The sequence below is a fragment of the Streptomyces sp. NPDC001493 genome (assembly GCF_053597235.1).
In genome coordinates this window covers 153,201-170,712 of sequence record NZ_JBSFHV010000009.1, presented here as the reverse complement: position 1 = coordinate 170,712, position 17,512 = coordinate 153,201, and the positions used below count along the sequence as shown (strand labels likewise).

The window sequence follows — 17,512 nt, the reverse complement described above, 5'->3', positions numbered from 1 at the left end:
TTTCTGTGGAATCCATGCACGATCGTCATGGCGGAACCGTGGAGGGAACCACCGCATGAGCCTGCGGCAGATGGAGTATCTGCTCACCGTCGTGGAGGAGTCTTCCTTCACCCGGGCCGCCGAACTGCTGCACGTGACACAGCCCGCCCTCTCCCACCAGATCAAGGCCCTGGAGCGTTCCGTCGGCGGCGAGTTGCTCGAACGGCTGCCGCGCGGGGTGCGCCTCACCCCGATGGGCCGGGCGTACCTCCCGCACGCGGAGCGGGCCGTCCGCAGTGCCGCCCAGGCCCGGCGCGCGGCCCGGGCGGCCGCCGGTGCGGAGGGCGGCGAACTGCACCTCGCGACCCTCCACGCGATCGCCGTCGGCATCCTGCCCGAGGTCTTCGCCCGCTGGCGCGACGCACATCCCCGCGTCACCCTCGTCCTCCACGAGTACGCGAGCACCCCCGCCCTCTCCGACGCCCTCGAACGCGGCCTCGCCGACCTCGCGGTGGGACCCGTCCCGCCCGGGTGGGCGGGGCACGTCCGCGAGATCGGCGAGGAGGAGATCGTGGTCGTCGTCCCCTTCGACGACCCGCTCGCCGGCCGGGCCCGCGTCCGGCTGGGGGAGCTGGCCGAGCGCGTCTGGGTGCGGTGCGCGATGGAGCCGGTCAGTGACGGACAGCCCTACCTGGACCTGGTCTGCGGGCAGGCCGGGTTCGTCCCGCGCACCGCCGTCCGTACCGAACACACCTCGACCGCCGTACGGATGGCCGCGGCCGGATCGGGCATCGTGGCGGCCCCCGCGCACATGGTGCGCGGCGCGCTCGGCGAGGACTGCGCCGTGCTCGCGCTCGATCCGCCGTGGCGACGGCCGCTGGCCGTGTTCGCACGGACCGAACCGACCGGTGCGGCGGCCGGGTTCACCGATCTGCTGGCCGCCTCGTGGCCCGCGGAGGCACCTGCCGCACCGGGCGGACTCGTGGCCGCCACTCCCGCCCCCGCGCCTCCTACCCCCGCGGCCCCCTCCTGAGCAGCGCGACCGGGCGGGCGGCGAACAGCTCGGCGGCCTTCACCTCGCCGCCGCCGAACTCCCCCTCCGGGGAAAGGACATCGTGCCAAGGTCCGGCGTCCGGGAGCGGCAGGACCGTGTCGGCCCAGCCGCCCGCCTCGGCCAGCCGGAGCGAGAGCCGGGTCACCGCCGTGACCACCTCGCCCGACCGGCAGAACGCCACCGCGTGCTCCGCCGCCGCACCCCGCGCGGTGAGGGGGACGTACGTCCCCGACTCGCCGAAGACGTCGGGGAGTTCGGCGCGGAGCCGGAGTGCTGTGGCGGTCAGGCGGGCCTTCTCGGCCGAAGTGCCCGATGCTTCGGCCGCCGCCGGGGATCCCGCTCCGTTCTCCGGCTCCGTGAAGGGCCGCCGGTTGTCCGGGTCCACCAGGGCGAGGTACTCCCGCTCGGTGCCCTGGTAGAGGTCGGGGACCCCCGGCATCGTCAGATGGACGAGCGCCGCACCCAGCACATTGGCCCGCACCTGGGGGGCGAGCGAGTGGGCGAAGGCGGCGAGGAGGTCCCGGGCGGGCCCTCCGGCGCTGCCGGGGCCGGCCGCGACGAAGTCGGACACCGCACGCTCGTAGGAGGCGTCGGGTTCGGTCCAGGTGGTGCGGACGCCCGCCTCGCGCACCGCCTTGAGCAGTGCGGGCTCCAGTCTGCCCGCCGCCTCGGAGACCGGCAGGTCCACGCAGCCGAAGGCCGACTGCCAGGCCTGCCAGGCGAGTTGGGCGTCCGGCGCCGTCACCGAGGTCACCCCTGTCACCTGACGCACCAACTCCGCCCATCGGGGCGGGCATTCGGACAGGACAGCGATCCGGGCACGGACGTCGGCGCTGCGCTTCGTGTCGTGCGTGGTGAGTACCGTGCCGGTGGTCGGCCAGTCACGCGCCAGCCGGGCGCAGAACGCGTGGAAGGCGGCGGGCTCCACCGCGGGCCTGCCCGGCCGGCCGCCCACCTCGGTCGCCGAGATCAGCGGAACGTACCGGTAGAACGCCGTGTCCTCCACGGACTTGGCGTGCAGGGCGGACGCGGTCTGGGCGAACCGGGCGCAGAAGGAGACCTGTTCGGGGCCGTCCCCCAGCCTCCCGAGCGCCAGCTTCCGCACCACGTCCACCGCCGCGGCCTCCTCGGGTACGGAGAACGCGGCCTTCGCGTCCCGAACCGCCGCGTCCGGGAGAGCCGCTTCGGCGGACTCGGTGACCGGGCCGCCCGCCGCGACGTACGGCCGGTACACCGGGACGCGGACCAGCAGTTCGGTCACGGCGGTGCGCAGCGCCCACGGGGCGTGGTCGCGGAGCAGAGGGTCCCGGGCGCAGATCCGTACGGCCAGCCGGGTCAGCCAGGCCGTCTCGGCGGCGAGGTCGTGGCCGACGACGTGCCGTGCGGCCCGCCGTGCGCTCTCGGGCCAGGAGCCGCCCAGGTCGGCCGAGGGATCGGCGAACGCCCGGTAATGGCCGAGGAGTTCGGCCGAGCCGAGCGGGTCGGTGAAGAGGCCGTCGACGCGGTGCAGCGCGTCGTAACCGGTGGTCCCGGCCACCGCCCAGCCGGCCGGGAGGGTCTCCTCGCCCGTGAGGATCTTCTCCACCACCGTCCACCGGCTGCCGGTCCCTTCGGCCAGCCGCTCCAGATATCCGGCCGGGTCGGCGAGGCCGTCCGGATGGTCGATGCGCAGCCCCTCGACCACACCGTCCCGGACGAGTTCGAGGATCTTGCCGTGGGTGGCGTCGAAGACCTCGGGGTGCTCGACCCGCACGGCGATCAGGTCCGAGATGGTGAAGAACCGCCGGTAGTTCAGCTCGGTGCGGGCCAGCCGCCACCAGCCGAGACGGTAGTGCTGGGCATCCAGCAGTCCGGGCAGCGCCAGCCCCTCGGTGCCCGGCCGGAGCGGGAACTCCTGCTCGCCGTAGCGCAGCACGGACCCGTCGACGGCGAGCCGCCCCAGCTCGTCGCCGACCGGGCCGGCGAGTACGGGCAGCAGCACCTTTCCGCCGCCGCCCTCCCAGTCGATGTCGAACCAGCGGGCGTACGGCGAGGACGGCCCCTCGCGGAGCACCTCCCACAGCGCCCTGTTGTGGCGCGGAGAGGCGGCCATGTGGTTCGGCACGATGTCGACGACCAGCCCCATCCCGTGCGCGCGGGCCGTCGCCGCGAGCCTGCGCAGCCCCTCCTCGCCGCCCAGCTCGGCGCGGACCCGGCCGGGATCGGTGACGTCGTACCCGTGGCGCGACCCGGGCACCGCCTCCAGGACGGGGGAGAGGTGGAGATGGGAGATTCCGAGCGAGGCGAGGTACGCGACCGCCTCCCCGGCGTCCGCGAAGGTGAAGTCCGGTTGGAGCTGGAGCCGGTACGTGGCGGTGGGCGTCATGACCGGTTGAGTACCCACTCGCGGCCCGTCCGTGTCACCCGCCGCGCTTCCGGCTGCCCGTGACCGCACGGATGCACCCGGCGGAATTCACCCGGACGGCGGGCGCGGGACGCCGGTCCCGCACCCGCCGGGGATCGCGGGAGGGCCCTCACTCAGGCGGGGCGCTTGAGGACGGTGAGGCTCCGGCCGATCAGCGAGAGGTGCTCGCCCGCCGCGACCTTGGGCCCGCTCCCGGGCGGTACCCCCTCCGGGCGGCCCGTGTCGACCACGATCTCCCACTGCGCGCCGTGGTTGACGGGCACCGCGAAGTCCAGCGTCTCCGCGCCCGCGTTGAACATGAGCAGGAAGGAGTCGTCGAAGATCCGCTCGCCGCGCGGCCCGGGCTCCGAGATGGCGTGCCCGTTGAGGAAGACGGTCATGGCCTTGGCGTGCGCGGCCTGCCAGTCCCGCTGGGTCATCTCCGCGCCTTCGGGCGTGAACCAGGCGATGTCCGAGAGCTCGTCGTGGGTGCCTTCGACCGGGCGCCCGTGGAAGAAGCGGCGCCGCCGGAACACCGGATGGTCCCGGCGCAGCCAGACCATGGCCCGGGTGAACTCCAGCAGCCCGTCACCCGGCCTCCGTACCGTCTCCGCACCGTCGGCCTCGCCCGCCCCTTCCCCGCCCGTGCCCTCCCCGTCCGGACCGGTCTCGCCAGGTCTGCGTACGGGATCGGGCCAGTGCACCCAGGAGAGCTCGTTGTCCTGGCAGTAGGCGTTGTTGTTGCCGTTCTGCGTACGGGCGAACTCGTCGCCGTGGCTCAGCATCGGCACGCCCTGCGAGAGCATCAGCGTGGCGATGAAGTTGCGCATCTGCCGAGCCCGCAGCTCCAGCACCCCGGGGTCGTCGGTCTCGCCCTCCGCACCGCAGTTCCACGAGCGGTTGTGGCTCTCGCCGTCACGATTCCCCTCGCCGTTCGCCTCGTTGCGCTTGTCGTTGTACGAGACGAGGTCGTGCAGGGTGAAACCGTCGTGACAGGTGGTGAAGTTGATCGAGGCCAGCGGGCGGCGGCCGTCGTCCTGGTAGAGGTCGGAGGAGCCCGTCAGTCTCCCGGCGAACTCCGCCAGCGTCCGGGGCTCGCCCCGCCACAGGTCGCGCACGGTGTCGCGGTACTTGCCGTTCCACTCGGTCCACAACGGCGGGAAGTTGCCGACCTGGTAGCCGCCCTCGCCGACGTCCCAGGGCTCCGCGATCAGCTTGACCTGGCTCACCACCGGGTCCTGCTGCACCAGGTCGAAGAAGGACGACAGCCGGTCCACCTCGTGGAACTGGCGGGCGAGCGTCGCCGCCAGGTCGAAGCGGAACCCGTCCACGTGCATCTCGGTCACCCAGTACCGCAGCGAGTCCATGATCATCTGGAGTACGTGCGGGGACCGCATGAGCAGCGAGTTCCCGGTGCCCGTGGTGTCCATGTAGTAGCGCTGGTCGTCCGTCAGACGGTAGTACGAGGCGTTGTCCAGCCCCCGGAAGGAGAGCGTGGGCCCCAGGTGATTGCCCTCGGCGGTGTGGTTGTAGACCACGTCGAGGATCACCTCGATGCCCGCCTGGTGCAGCGCCCGGACGGCCTGCTTGAACTCCAGCACCTGCTCCCCGCGGTCGCCCCAGGAGGCGTACGCGTTGTGCGGGGCGAAGAAGCCGATGGTGTTGTAGCCCCAGTAGTTGGCGAGTCCGGCGTCGGCCAGACGATGGTCCTGGACGAACTGGTGCACGGGCATCAGCTCGATCGCCGTGACGCCCAGCTCCGTCAGATGGGCGATCACCTCCGGATGCGCCAGGCCCGCGTAAGTGCCCCGCAGCTCCTTCGGCAGACCCGGGTGGAGCATCGTCAGGCCCTTCACATGGGCCTCGTAGATCACCGTGCGGTGGTAGTCCGTACGCGGCCTGCGGTCGTCGCCCCAGTCGAAGTACGGGTTGACCACCACCGAGCTCATCATGTGCGGCGCCGAGTCGAGGTCGTTGCGCGCGTCGGGCCGCCCGAAGGGGTAGCCGTACACCGCCTCGCCCCATTCGATCTTCCCGGCGACAGCCCGCGCGTAGGGGTCGAGCAGCAGCTTCGCGGAGTTGCACCGCTGCCCGTTCTGGGGTTCGTAGGGCCCGTGCACGCGGAAGCCGTACCGCTGACCCGGCATGATGCCGGGCAGGTAGGCGTGACGGACGAAGGCGTCGGTCTCGCGGAGCTCGACCGCCGTCTCGGAACCGTCCTCGTGCAGCAGACACAGCTCGATGCGGTGGGCGGCCTCCGAGAAGACCGCGAAGTTGGTCCCGGCGCCGTCGTACGTGGCGCCGAGCGGATACGCCTGTCCCGGCCAGACCTGCATAGATATGACTCTTCCACTTCTGATCCGGGTGTGGTGCGGTTCTTCAGCCAGATAATCCCCGAAAGAGGCGCGCACACCTAGTACGTCGGCCGGTGCGGTCGCGAACGGGGGTCGCCGTGCGCCGTGTACCCCGGCGCGGGCCGTCAACACGCCGCACCGCAGGACACCCCCTCGGCCCGAACGGGTCCCGCGGAACCCCGGCGCCGGCCCGAACACCGGCCCCCCGCTGGTCACCTCACTATGAATCAGCTCACTCCCTCCCGGCCCCCGCCAGGGAACCCGTGGTTTCGGTACACCAGTTGACGGAGCGTCCTCGGCAGGGGGCTGCACGGGTCCGTGCTCGCGGAGTACCCTTCCGTGATCGTTGGGTGGGGGAGTGGAAGGCGGTGTACGGGTGAGCTCGGGAGGGTTCGAGCTGCCTCCGGGTGACGTGAGTCACGAGGGGGAGCCGAACGACGGACCGCCCGGGACGGTATCCCTGGCGCAACCCCTGGAGATCGGCGCGGAGCTGGGATGGAGCGCCGAGGACTGGGGCGAGGTGCGGACACGCGCCCAGCGCGCCGGGCGTGCGTACATCTGGCTGAATCTCGTCGAACAGCGGCTCCGCGCGGTCGTCGCCGCGGTGCTGCGCCCCGTCTACGCGCCGGTCAACGGCGAGGACTGGGTGGTGGCCGCCGCGGGACCCGCCGGACAGGAGTGGGTGCAGCGGGCCGTCGCGGTGCGCGAGGTGTCCCGCAGAAAGGGCTATCTGCTCGACCCGGCCGACGACAACGTCCTGAGCTTCCTGACTTTGCCTCAACTGCGCGAGCTGATGGTCCAGCATTGGCCGTGCTTCGAACCGTACTTCGACGACCGGCGGGACGTGGAGCTCGCCCTGGACGAGCTGGAGGTCGCGCGGAACGTCGTCTCCCGCAACCGCGCCCTCAACGAGGCCGTCCACGCCCAGGCCGAGCGCGCCTCCCAGCGGCTCCTGACCATCCTCGGCGGCGGGACCGCCGTGCCCTCCGCCGACCGGCTGCCCGTCGACGCCGTCGAGTCCCTGGTCGGCGACCGGTACGCCGACGTGGTCTCCGTCCACCCCGACCGGGTCCGGCTCCAGCGCCAGCTGCCCGCCGAGGATCTGTTCGGCAACTCCCGCCGGCTCGACGCGATCGGCATAGGGCTCAACCTGCTCGTCCAGAACTTCTCCGGGCGGCGCCTGGTCCGGCTCGCCGAGACCGGCTGCCGGATCAGGCTGCTCTTCATCAACCCGGCCAGCAGCGCGGTCCGCCGCCGCGAACGGGAACTCAACCTCCGCAAGGGCGAGCTGAGCCGGTCGGTGGAGATGAACATCCTCCACATGCGACGCGTGCGCGCCAGACTCCGCGACCCGGGAGCCTTCCAGATCCAGGTGTTCGACGAGACCCCGCGCTTCACCGCCTACCTGGTGGACGGCGACGGCCCCGACGCGGTCGGCGTCGTCCAGCCCTACCTGCGCCGCGCACGCGGGATGGAGGCACCCGTCCTGGTCCTCCGGGGCGGCGGGCGTGCCGTCGTCCGCGCGGGGCAGGAGGCCGAGCACGGGCTGTTCGAGACGTACCGCGAGGAGTTCGAGTCGGTGTGGACCGACTCCCGTCCGGTCTCCTGAGGCTCCCTGAAGTCTGAAGTCCGGGACGAGCCGGACCGGCTTCCCGGAGACGCCGGTCCGCCTTCCCGGCGGCACCGGGCCGGGCCGCCCGCCGGCCGGAGTGTCAGTGGAGCGTGGCAGGGTGTTCCTCACTGGGAGTAAGCACCACGGAGGAGGTACGGGATGAGCTGGATCAGTGGGCCGCTGGTGGCCTTCGATCTGGAGACCACGGGCACCGACGTCGAGACCGACCGGATCGTCACGGCAGCGGTCGTGCGGCTCGGTCCGGACGGGACGGTCGCCGAGGAACGCACCTGGCTGCTCGATCCGGGAGTGGTGATACCCGAGCAGGCGTCGGCGATCCACGGCATCTCGACGGACCACGCCCGCGAGCGCGGAGTGCCCGCCGCTGCCGCCGTCGAGGAGATCACCCGGACCGTCGCCGACGGGCTGCGCTCGGGGACCCCCCTCGTGGTGATGAACGCGCGCTACGACCTCTCCCTGCTCGACCGCGAGTGCCGCCGGTACGGCGTCGAGTCGGTCAGCGAGCGGTTGGGTGGCGCGCCCTCGCCCGTCATCGATCCGCTCGTGATCGACAAGCACGTCGACAAGTACCGGAAGGGGAAGAGGGCCCTCCACGCCCTGTGCGCCCACTACGGAGTGCCGCTCGACGCCGCCCACGACGCGAAGGCGGACGCCGTGGCAGCCGCCCTGGTGGTGCGCCGGATGGCGGAGAGGCACCTCCCGGTCGGGGCGATGCCGCTGGCGGACCTGCACGACCTCCAGGTGCGCGCGGCGGCCGAACAGTCGGTCTCCCTGCAGGCCTACCTGCGGCGTACCGCCGACCCGGCGGCAGTCGTCGAGCCGGCCTGGCCACTCCTTCCCCGGCAGAGCTGACCGCCCGGGAGCGGGACCGCCCCTGCGTCAGGTCGCCGCACCCGCACGGTCCTGCGGGACGTCCTCCGTGCCCGGCGGCCCCACAGCTCCGCGCCGGCCCGTACGGTCCATCTCGCGCCATTCCGGCCGCAGTCCCGCCAGGTTCGTGGTGAGGAAGTACGCGGCCCCGCAGGCGAGCAGCACCGGAGTGAGTCCGGCAGCGGTCACCGCCGCCCCGGCCAGCAGTCCGCCGAGGGGGATGCCGGCCCAGGCCAGCGAGTCGCCGAGCGCGTTGACCCGGCCCAGCATGCGGCGCGGCACCCGCTCGACGAGAACGGCTCCCAGCACGGGGTTGATGAAGCCCCCGCCGAAGCCGGCGACGGCGAAGACGGACATGACCGTCCACAGCGGGGCGTCCGAGGCGAGGACCAGGAATCTCGGGGCCCCGATGAGGAGGAACCCGCCGAGGACGACCAGCCGGCGCCGGAGCCGGTGCGCGCCGGCCGCGGCGATCAGGCTCCCGGCGACCGCCGCGACGCCCAGCGCGCTGCCGGTCAGGCCGATCGCGGCCGGACCGTGGCCGGACTCCCGGGCCCAGAGGGGGATGAGCACGGAGTTGATCGCGGCGTCCAGCAGGTTGGTGATGCCCACCGTGACGATGACCGTGAGCAGCAGGGGTTCGCCGCGGAGGAAGGTGAAGCCTTCGCCGAACCGCCGCCAGTAGCCCGGTTCCTTCGAGCCGGCCGCCGCCGGTTCCAGGTCGGCCGCCCGCCCGACGCCCCGGGGCAGCGCCACCCCGATGACGATCGATCCGAGAGCGAAGGAGCCGGCGTTGAGGGCGAGCCCGGTCAGCGGGCCGAGCAACGCCACCAGGGAACCGCCGACGGCCGGCCCGAGGGTGGACGCGAGGCGCTCGATCACGCCGGACACGCCCATGGCACGCTCCAGCGGCACTCCGGCGCGCTCGGCCGCCTCGGGCACCATGACTTCCTTGGCCAGGTCGCCGGGGCCACGCGCCGCGCCGACCACCGCGACGAGGGCCAACAGGACGGGAAAGGACAGGAGGTGCAGTGCATGGAGGAGGGGGACCAGGGCGGCGGCGACCGCACTGACCGTGTCCGTCGTCCAGGAGACGACCCGTGGGCCGATGCGGTCCACCACCGGCCCCGCCAGGTCGTGTCGTCAAAGTGCCGTCGTTCGGCCGGAGGCCGGGCCGGGCGGCGTCCGGTGCGTGCGATCGCAAGGCGGAGGATCGTCCTCGTACTGGGCGTACGAGGACGATTCCGACAACGCGGCGAGCGTGCGTGCCGGACGCCGCCCGGCAGACGGCACTTTGACGAAACGACCTAAGGGAGGGCGGGAACCATGCGGGACGCTGTGAGCGGGCCCACTGCCCGCGGGGTGCGGCTGGGTGAAGAAGTCGTCACGGCCGCCGCGGAGTTCGCCTCGGCCACGGGCACGACGGCCGAGCGCGTCCTGGGGCTGGCGTGCGCCGCTTTCGTGGCGCGCCTGTGCCGCACGGACGGTGCCGGGGGCGAGCCCCTGCCGGTGGCCCTGTTGCCCGACGGCGGCGCGGATTTGGTCGTCGGCCCCGTACCCCACGACGTCGCCGAAGCGCTCGACTCCCGCATCGAGGGGTTCGTCGCCGCCGCGCTCGCCGAGCCTCAACGGCCGCTTTCCGAGGTCGAGTTGGTCGACGACACCGAATGGGCCCTCCTCACCGCCTGGGCGGGGCCGGACCGGCCCCCGGTCGAGCAGCCGGTCCACCGGATGTTCGCCGCGTGGGCGCAGAAGCAGCCCGACGCCGTGGCGGTGTCCACGCACGATGCGGAGCTCACCTACCGGGAACTGCTGGAGTACGCCACCGGCATCGCCCACGCACTGGCGGAGCGAGGCGTGCGCCCCGGCGATCCCGTGGGCATCCTGCTCGACCGCGGCCTGACGTCGGTCGCCGCGATGGTCGGTGTGGCGATGGCCGCGGCGACGGCCGTACCCCTCGACCCCGCCTACCCCGAGCCGCGTCTGCGGCTGATGATGTCCGGTCCGGGAGTCCGCACCACCCTCACCAGCGAGGCGCTCGCCGGGCGCGTACCGGTCGGCACCGCGCTGGTCGTGGAGGGCGTCGAGCCATCGGTGGCACCGCTGGAGCCGGCCGAGGCCGAGGTCGCCACGGTGATGTACACCTCCGGATCGACCGGTACCCCCAAGGGGGTCCAGCTCTCCCACCGCGGCATCGCCCGGCTGACCGCGGACGACCGTATCGACTTCGGGCCCGAGGACGTGGTCCTGCACCTTGCGCCCGCGACCTTCGACGCGGCGCTCCTCGAGGTGTGGTGTGCGCTGGCCCTGGGCGCGCGCCTTCACGTGGCCCCGGCCGGTCCGCTGACCCTCGGCGAACTGGCCGACGTCGTCACCGGGCGAGGGATCACCGTGCTGTGGCTGACGGCTGGGCTCTTCCACCAGATGGCCGAGCACGAACCGGACGCCTTCTCGTCCGTGCGCCGGCTGTTCTCGGGCGGCGACGTCGTCTCCCCGCACCACGTGAACAGCCTGCTGACCCGGCACCCCGGACTCACCGTCGTCAACGGCTACGGACCCACCGAGAACACGACCTTCACCTGCTGCCACCTGATGCGTGAGCCGCTGCCCCCGGGCACCGCGACCGTACCGATCGGCACCCCGGTGCACAGCACCAGGGTCTTCCTGGTCGACCGGGGCGGGCACCCGGTGCCCCCGGGTGTCCCCGGCGAGCTGTGGGCCGAGGGCGCCGGGCTCGCGGCCGGCTACCTCGGTCTGCCCGAACAGTCCGCCGAGCGGTTCCACGTCCCGGAGTCCGGGCGCCTGAGGGGCCTGCGCTGCTACCGCACCGGCGACCTGGCCCGCTTCCGCGCCGACGGCATCCTGGAGTTCCTCGGCCGCGAGGACGGCCAGGCCAAGGTCAACGGTCACCGGATCGAGCCGGGGGAGATCGAGCAGGCCATCCTCGCCCAGCCCGGCGTGCGCGGCGCCTGCGTCCTGGTGGAGACCGACGCCCTGGGCGGCAAGCGACTCGCCGCCCACATCGCAGGGGATGACAAGTCACTGGCGAAAGCCGTGCGCGCGGCGCTGCGGGACTCGCTGCCCGCCTATCTGGTGCCCGCCCGCTACATCGTCACCGAAAGACTTCCGCTGACCGTCAACGGAAAGACCGACAGAGCCCGGCTGCTGGCCGGAGAGAGCGAGCCCCGATGAGCACCACCGTCCGGCAGACCGTCGCCCAGATCTGGTCCGAGGTACTGGGCACCCCCATTGACGAGGAGTCCGACTTCTTCCTCCTCGGTGGCCACTCCCTGCTGGCCACCCAGATGGTGGCCCGTCTTGAGACCGCGCTCGGAGTCAAGGTCTCCATGCGCGAGGTCCTCGACCACGCCGAGTTCGGCGAGTTCGCCGACCTGGTCACCCAGCGCCTCGACACCGCCCCGCAGACCGCCTAGGAGCCATCGCACATGTCCGCACCGCTGCCGCTGCCCACCCTCAGCTACCAGGAGGGCAGACTCCTGATGGACGAGCGCAGCCGCGCCCTGGGCGTGCCGTCGATCCGCACGATCCCGCAGGCGTACCGGGTCCGCGGCCCGTTCGACCTGACGGTCCTCGACCGGGCACTGGCCCTGCTGGCCGAGCGGCACGAGGCGCTGCGAGCCCGCTTCACCAATCCGCGGGACCAGCTCCTGGACGCGGTCACCACCGTGCGCAGCGAGGTGTTCCGGGCGGACGACGAGGCGGGCGCGGTGGAGCGCGTCCGGACCGAGGCGGAGCGCCCCCTGCCCGCCGACCGGCCGGAGCGGCTGCGCGCGAGCGTGGTGCGCGTGGCCGAGGACGACCACTTCGTCGTCCTGACCTTCGACCACCTCGTGGTCGACGGGTGGGCGCGAGGCGTCCTGACGGAGGAACTGTCGGTGATCTACTCCGCGCTCCACGCCGGCCAGGAGCCCAAGCTGCCGGAGACCGCCTACGCCTACCAGGACTACGTACGCGACCAGCGTGACCTGCTGACGGGCGAGAACGGCGCCCGGATGATGTCCTTCTGGCGCGAGCGGCTCGCCGGATCCGGGGCGATACCCCGGTTGGACGTGCCGAAGCGGGCCCCGGGTGCCGAGCCGGCCGGGGGCTACTCGACCCGCTCGCTGCCCGCGACGCTGGTGCGCGAGGTGCAGAGGTTCGCCGCCCGCGAGCGGGTCACCCTCTTCATGCTCGTCCTGTGCGCGCTCTACGTGGCGCTGCGCGAGCGCACCGGCAACGACGACCAGGCGGTGGCGGTCAACGTCTACAACCGCGAGACCGCGGGCCGCGAGAACCTGGTGGCTCCCCTCGCGGAACTGCTCGTGGTACGGACCGACCTGGCCGGCACGGACACCTTCCGTGACGCGCTGCGGAGGGTGCGTGAGGCGAGCCTCGACGCACAGGAGCACGGCGAGATTCCCTTCGCCGAACTGGTGAAGGCGTTCAACCCGGACCAGTACGCCCACCCTGACGCGCCCATCGGCGTGGTGCTCAACATGCTCTACGCACAACTCCACGGCCAAGGCCTGGACTTGGCACCCGGTACGACCACCCCCTTCCCGCTGTCCGACGAGGGCTTCCGTCCCCGCAGCGAACTCATGCTCGTGGGCGAATCGGACGCCGAACAGCTGACCCTCTCGGCGTACTACCAGGCCGACCGGCTGTCCGCGGACTTCATCGAAGGTCTGCTCGACCGTCTCGTGGAGTTGCTGGAAGCGGTCGTGGCCGATCCGCTGCTGCCGCTGGGGGGCTCCGGTGCTGCCTGAGCGTCGTGATGAAACGCTGCTGCGAGCGGCGTTCATCGTCTCGACAGCGGGTGAATGGGTGTTCCGGTTCGCCCTGCCCCTGCTGGTGCTCGACCTGACCGGTTCGGCGTTCTTCGCCGCCTTCACCTATGCGCTCGAATTCGTGCCGTACGTGCTGGTGGGTCTGGTCAGCGGGGTGGTCGCCGACCGGATGGACCGGCGCAAGCTCATGATCGGCTGCAACCTGAGCTCCTCGGTGGTGGTCGGCGGGATCGCGCTGCTCTGTCTGATGGAGCGGCCTCCTGTGGTAGCGGTCTACGTCGCCGCGTTCACCCTGTCGTGCGTGCGCCCGCTCTACTTCCCGGCGTTCCAGGGCTTCCTGGTCGACCGGGTGCCCGAGGAGCGGCGGGCCGTGATGAACGCGTGGGTGCAGGGCTCCGAGAGCCTGCTGAACATGCTCGGCCCGATCGCCGGCATCAGCGTGGTCGCCTTCCTCGGCCCGGCGGCGGCCAGCACGGTCAACGCGGTGGCGTTCGCCCTGTCCGCCCTGCTCATCGCCCTCACCGCCACATCCCCGGTCACCACCCTGACGACGCCCCTTCGCCAGGCGTTGCGTGGCCTGACCCCCGACCTGCTGACCGGCTTCCGGCTGCTGTTCGCCGACCCCGTGCTGCGATCCGGCACGATCCTGCTGACGCTGACCAACTTCGCCGTGAACGCGGTCGAGGCCAACCTGGTGTACGTCGTCACGGAGGTCACCGGCCAGTCCAAGTTCGCCCTGGGCCTGACCGTGGCGGCCCAGGGCGCGGGCGCGGTGGCGGGCGCCGCCGTGGTCCCGCGCCTGATGCGCCGGTTCGCCGAGGGCCCGCTGCTGTCCGTCGGGATGGGCGCACTCGCGGTGGCGCTGCTGCTGCCCATGACGACGGCGAACGTCCTGGTACTGGCCCCGGCCTGGGCCGTTGCCGGAGCGGCGACCTCGCTGATCGTGGTCGGCTGGTTCACCTACCGGCAGACGGTCGTGGACGCCGAGTACATGGGCCGGGTGGTCGCGGTCAACCGGGCCATGTCGTTCACCGCCATCCTCCCGGCCGCCCTGCTCGGTGGCTGGATGGTCGCCGCCTTCCCCCCGGCTGTGCTCTTCCTCACCGCAGGGCTCGTGCAGGGTATGGCCTGGCTGTCGACCTTTTTCGGCCTGGTGGGGAAGGCGGGCCTGAACCGACCGAGCGTCGCCGTGGAATAGGACACGCGCCGCCGCCCTGCATACCGTGGAGTCATGACGGTCGGCACCGCTCGAGGTACTGGTGGTCGGCGTGGGACCGACAGGACTCGCGCTCACGCAACTGTGTGAGTACGGGACCGGGGGCGGTTTCGCCCGTTGAGCCCTCCTCTGCAATACAGGGGAGCTTCGTGTCTGCTGGCCGCGTGCCGCATTGAGTCGTACGTGGAGGACGTGCAGCCACGCGGTCGAGTGCGGGATCAACCGCCTCAAGAGGCACCGTGCCGTGGCCACCCGCTACGACAAGCTCGCGGTGATCAGCACGTGTCCCTAGAGCTCGTAGTCCTGGGCCAGCTCTTCCCAGCGAATGCTGCGAAGAGCAAAATCAGCCTTTTCGCCTGACGGGACAGCCGGGGTGGCCTGGAACCAGGCCACGATGAGAGCGGAGCGGTGCAGCACTGCGTCGAGTTCAGGATCGACCGCTGTAGAGCCGAAAACACCGATGCAAGCCACGGAAGGCAGCACCTCCACGGGGCCGAAGGCGCCGGCGGTCTGGTCCGGGTACTCGCGGGAGGGCGGAATGAGATGAACTGGCGCGAAGGAGAACGCATGCTCGGCCTGTCGCAGGAGGCCGCTGACCTTCATGTCGTTGATGCGCTGGCACGGATACCCCTCCAGCATCCCCCCATAGGTCGTAGACATCCGCAGCTCGGTGAGCTCGATCGAACGACCGGACGAGAGGGCTATGTGGCTCAGCGACATGCCGACACCCTATGTGCGTGATCCGCTTCCGATGCACGCCCTAGAAGAGCAGACCTGCCATCGCCACCAAGACCGTCACCAAAAGGTTGGTGACGACTGCGGCGGCGAACTCGATCAGGATCTTGCGGATCCGTTCACGACGCGCAGGCTTGCACTTGACTGAGGTCATGGCCACTCCAAAGCAGTGAGATCGGAATGGCAGGGGGACGCCCTACCGGGCATCCACGCTCACGTCGCATGTCACCACACGACGGGCACAACCATCCTTCACTCGCGGCTCATTGGAGCTCGCTCAGGACCCGCAGCCTCGTACCCTCCGGGAAGGTGCGCAGCGCGATCATGACATCTCTTACTTCCCGCGCGGGAGTACGGATTTCGCGGTATTGATTGCATGGTGCAACAGGCGTGACTGGGCGCCTTCGACGGTCACAGTGTCGTGGGGATCAGAGAGCGGAGCTTCTCGCGGGTTTCCTGGTCCGTCGAGTAGATGACCGTGCCGATCATGCCCCGCGTCAGCAGCACTTTGTAGGTGTTGCGGACGAGGCGGTCGACGTCCTCGTCGGCGGTGGCCTTGGTGAAGGACGGGTCCTTTGAGGCGCCTCGGTCCACCACCCATCGGTCCGTGCGCCAGACGAGGTCCGGACCCATGATCACGCCGGACCAGTCGTACTCGAAGCCCTGCGCGGTGTAGACGCACCCGACTTGTCCGAATCCCGCCGGGTCGGTGGCCCAGAGGGATGCCGGCGGGGCACCGAGCAGGGAGCGGTCGCCGTAGAGGTTCCACGGCCTGGCCCAGTTGCCGATGACCACGTCTGTGGGAAGGGTGTGCATGCTGGGAGTGATTTTTGTCGTCCACTTCCAGCAGTAGTCGGCGGACATGCGCGCACCATAATCCTGCGCCCGTCGGCTGGCCAGGAACTCCTCCAGCTCCTGCGGGCTGTCTGCTGTCAGGAGCTGCACCTTGCCGTCCGGCTCCCATGTGGTGGGCGCGCTTCCTTCGAGTCCCAGCAGGTCGACCACCCAGCGCAAGTAGGCGTCGCTTCCGCCACACCGGAACTGGCTGTCGAGACGTACCACCGTGCAGTCCAGCCCTTGCTCGGCCGCAGCTGCCTGAATCTGTTCGACGGTGCCCATCTCGCCGGGACGCACCACTTGGTGCTGGTCCAGCAGGAAAACGGGAACCCGCGCAGCGTCCATCAGCTCAGCAACCTGCGGTCGGCCGGTCCGCAGGGTCGCCTTCGTGTAGCGGTTGGCGGACGTCTTGCGCAACCGGTGCGCTTCGTCGCAGACCAGCACGTCGAGGTCGTTCGGCTCAGCCTCCATGAAGCTGTTGAAGTAGCGGAAGAGCCGCTGAACTTCGGGCTTGCGGGCACCGGCGACCTTGCGCATCGTTTTCGTGAAGGACTGCGAACCGGTGGCGTGCATGGCCGGTACCCCGCGTCGGTAGAGATCGCCCAGCAGGGAGAGCGCGATCACGCTCTTGCCGGAGCCTGGTCCGCCGGCCACGACTACTACCTGCTTGCGGTTGGACCGCCGGGCCTCACGCACTGCCGACATGACCGTCTCGTAGGCGAGCCGCTGTTCGTCCAGCAGCACGAACTGTTCCCGGTTGCGCACCTCTTCGGCGGCAACGCTCATCAACTGCCTCGATGGGCGCACTTTGCCTTGCAGCAAGGCATCGGCTGCATCGGCGCCCGGCTTTGCCGCCAGCTTGGAGCGGAGGTAGCCGATAAAGGCGCCGCGCTGGTCACCGGTGAACATCCGGCCCCGATCGTCCTCGGAGACGGCGCGGAGCCCCGCCACCCCGTGTTCGGTCGCGTTGTGCAGATACGCGACGCCCGCGACCGACTCGGGGATCCGCTCCAACGCTCCGTTGAACGACATGAGGTAGTCGCAGTAGCCGCGCACCTGCTCGATCGGGTTGAGGACCGGCTGAGGGTAGGCATCGATGCGGCACAGCAGCGGATCGTCCTCTTCGGGGTAGGCCTCGCTCCACTGCTTCAGTTCGACCACCACGTACGAGGGCTCTCCGGTACTCGGATGAACACCGGCAAGTATCGCGTCTGCGCGCTTGCTGGTCAGGGGCAGCGCGTACTCCAACATCACCTCGACCTCACCGAGCCCGGCTTCGACGAGCGCGTAGGTGAGTGCAGGGATGCTCCGTTCCCATGAGCGCACCTCTGACGGCTGGGGCTGATGCCGATGCTTGTGGAGGAAGTTCTCGCGCAGGAGCTCGGCCAACTGTCCTTCAAGGCGGGTGCGGTTGGCCAATGACGCCGCGGACTCACGGAACAGCAAGGAGGTGCCCCCAGGCAGCACGAAGTAGCTCGTGCGGGTGGGGGCATGTCCTTCGGTCCCACGGAAGTGGGGCGGAAGCCCGTCGGGCCGCTGAGATGGTCCTGGCCATCCTAGAACAGGCTATGGATCAGGCTTCAGAGCTGGTCCCACGCCTGATAGGCGGGCAGCTGGCGACGCTCCGCTGACGCACCAGGGGGGCGTCGCCGGTCAGCTCTCCG

Annotated in this window: 12 protein-coding genes and 1 pseudogene; 7 read left to right on the top strand and 6 right to left on the bottom strand. The window is 71.0% G+C overall.

All coding sequences use genetic code 11. The annotated features are described in order from the left end of the window. Positions 1 to 55: 55 nt before the first annotated feature. Complete coding sequence (locus tag ACWCWD_RS15705) at positions 56 to 1,012, top strand: LysR family transcriptional regulator (protein ID WP_450773274.1); 957 nt, start codon at positions 56 to 58, stop codon at positions 1,010 to 1,012. On the opposite strand, the gene treY is transcribed toward ACWCWD_RS15705, so the two are convergent. Together treY and glgX are read right to left on the bottom strand one after the other, a co-directional pair. After that, on the bottom strand, positions 990 to 3,398 hold the full coding sequence (gene treY / locus ACWCWD_RS15700; protein ID WP_450773272.1) for a malto-oligosyltrehalose synthase: 2,409 nt from the start codon (positions 3,396 to 3,398) through the stop codon (positions 990 to 992). The genes ACWCWD_RS15705 and treY overlap by 23 nt on opposite strands. A 152-nt stretch (positions 3,399 to 3,550) precedes the next feature. Further along, positions 3,551 to 5,752 carry a glycogen debranching protein GlgX gene (gene glgX / locus ACWCWD_RS15695; protein WP_450773270.1) on the bottom strand — a complete coding sequence of 734 codons (2,202 nt, stop codon included), beginning with the start codon at positions 5,750 to 5,752 and terminating at the stop codon, positions 3,551 to 3,553. Between the two features lie 394 nt (positions 5,753 to 6,146). Here glgX and ACWCWD_RS15690 point away from each other — a divergent pair, with 394 nt between their 5' ends. Both ACWCWD_RS15690 and ACWCWD_RS15685 read left to right on the top strand, forming a co-directional pair. Then, complete coding sequence (locus ACWCWD_RS15690; protein ID WP_450773268.1) at positions 6,147 to 7,379, top strand: SAV2148 family HEPN domain-containing protein; 1,233 nt, start codon at positions 6,147 to 6,149, stop codon at positions 7,377 to 7,379. A 162-nt stretch (positions 7,380 to 7,541) separates the two neighbouring features. Continuing rightward, positions 7,542 to 8,255, top strand: a complete 714-nt coding sequence (locus tag ACWCWD_RS15685; RefSeq protein WP_450773266.1) for an exonuclease domain-containing protein — start codon at positions 7,542 to 7,544, stop codon at positions 8,253 to 8,255. A gap of 27 nt (positions 8,256 to 8,282) precedes the next feature. On the opposite strand, the pseudogene ACWCWD_RS15680 reads toward ACWCWD_RS15685, so the two are convergent. Next, positions 8,283 to 9,407 (bottom strand): annotated as a pseudogene (locus tag ACWCWD_RS15680) (MFS transporter); the annotation flags it as partial. A 192-nt stretch (positions 9,408 to 9,599) separates the two neighbouring features. On the opposite strand from ACWCWD_RS15680, the gene ACWCWD_RS15675 reads away from it, so the two are divergent. From ACWCWD_RS15675 to ACWCWD_RS15660, 4 genes are read left to right on the top strand one after another with little or no spacing between them, the layout of a single operon-like run. After that, positions 9,600 to 11,465, top strand: a complete 1,866-nt coding sequence (locus ACWCWD_RS15675) for an amino acid adenylation domain-containing protein (RefSeq protein WP_450773265.1) — start codon at positions 9,600 to 9,602, stop codon at positions 11,463 to 11,465. Then, positions 11,462 to 11,707 (top strand): phosphopantetheine-binding protein, encoded by a 246-nt coding sequence (locus ACWCWD_RS15670; RefSeq protein ID WP_390957767.1) that lies wholly within the window; start codon positions 11,462 to 11,464, stop codon positions 11,705 to 11,707. The genes ACWCWD_RS15675 and ACWCWD_RS15670 overlap by 4 nt, the downstream gene beginning before the upstream one ends. A 12-nt stretch (positions 11,708 to 11,719) precedes the next feature. Then, a complete protein-coding gene (locus ACWCWD_RS15665) occupies positions 11,720 to 13,039 on the top strand; it encodes a condensation domain-containing protein (protein ID WP_450773264.1) in 1,320 nt (439 codons plus the stop codon). Further along, positions 13,029 to 14,258 carry an MFS transporter gene (locus ACWCWD_RS15660; protein WP_450773263.1) on the top strand — a complete coding sequence of 410 codons (1,230 nt, stop codon included), beginning with the start codon at positions 13,029 to 13,031 and terminating at the stop codon, positions 14,256 to 14,258. Before ACWCWD_RS15665 ends, ACWCWD_RS15660 begins: the two co-directional genes overlap by 11 nt. 306 nt (positions 14,259 to 14,564) lie before the next feature. On the opposite strand, the gene ACWCWD_RS15655 is transcribed toward ACWCWD_RS15660, so the two are convergent. From ACWCWD_RS15655 to ACWCWD_RS15645, 3 genes are all read right to left on the bottom strand, one after another. After that, a complete protein-coding gene (locus tag ACWCWD_RS15655) occupies positions 14,565 to 14,996 on the bottom strand; it encodes a hypothetical protein (RefSeq protein ID WP_450773262.1) in 432 nt (143 codons plus the stop codon). A gap of 40 nt (positions 14,997 to 15,036) precedes the next feature. After that, positions 15,037 to 15,165, bottom strand: a complete 129-nt coding sequence (locus tag ACWCWD_RS15650) for a DUF6408 family protein (protein WP_450773261.1) — start codon at positions 15,163 to 15,165, stop codon at positions 15,037 to 15,039. A gap of 257 nt (positions 15,166 to 15,422) precedes the next feature. Next, positions 15,423 to 17,294, bottom strand: coding sequence for a DNA/RNA helicase domain-containing protein (locus ACWCWD_RS15645; RefSeq protein ID WP_450773260.1), 1,872 nt, complete (start codon positions 17,292 to 17,294; stop codon positions 15,423 to 15,425). Positions 17,295 to 17,512: the final 218 nt, after the last annotated feature.

Coding starts and splice junctions, on each gene's coding strand:
- ACWCWD_RS15665 (WP_450773264.1), top strand. CDS start 11,720: ATGTCCGCACCGCTGCCGCTGCCCACCCTCAGCTACCAGGAGGGCAGA.
- ACWCWD_RS15655 (WP_450773262.1), bottom strand. CDS start 14,996: ATGTCGCTGAGCCACATAGCCCTCTCGTCCGGTCGTTCGATCGAGCTC.
- glgX (WP_450773270.1), bottom strand. CDS start 5,752: ATGCAGGTCTGGCCGGGACAGGCGTATCCGCTCGGCGCCACGTACGAC.
- ACWCWD_RS15650 (WP_450773261.1), bottom strand. CDS start 15,165: ATGACCTCAGTCAAGTGCAAGCCTGCGCGTCGTGAACGGATCCGCAAG.
- ACWCWD_RS15675 (WP_450773265.1), top strand. CDS start 9,600: ATGCGGGACGCTGTGAGCGGGCCCACTGCCCGCGGGGTGCGGCTGGGT.
- treY (WP_450773272.1), bottom strand. CDS start 3,398: ATGACGCCCACCGCCACGTACCGGCTCCAGCTCCAACCGGACTTCACC.
- ACWCWD_RS15705 (WP_450773274.1), top strand. CDS start 56: ATGAGCCTGCGGCAGATGGAGTATCTGCTCACCGTCGTGGAGGAGTCT.
- ACWCWD_RS15685 (WP_450773266.1), top strand. CDS start 7,542: ATGAGCTGGATCAGTGGGCCGCTGGTGGCCTTCGATCTGGAGACCACG.
- ACWCWD_RS15670 (WP_390957767.1), top strand. CDS start 11,462: ATGAGCACCACCGTCCGGCAGACCGTCGCCCAGATCTGGTCCGAGGTA.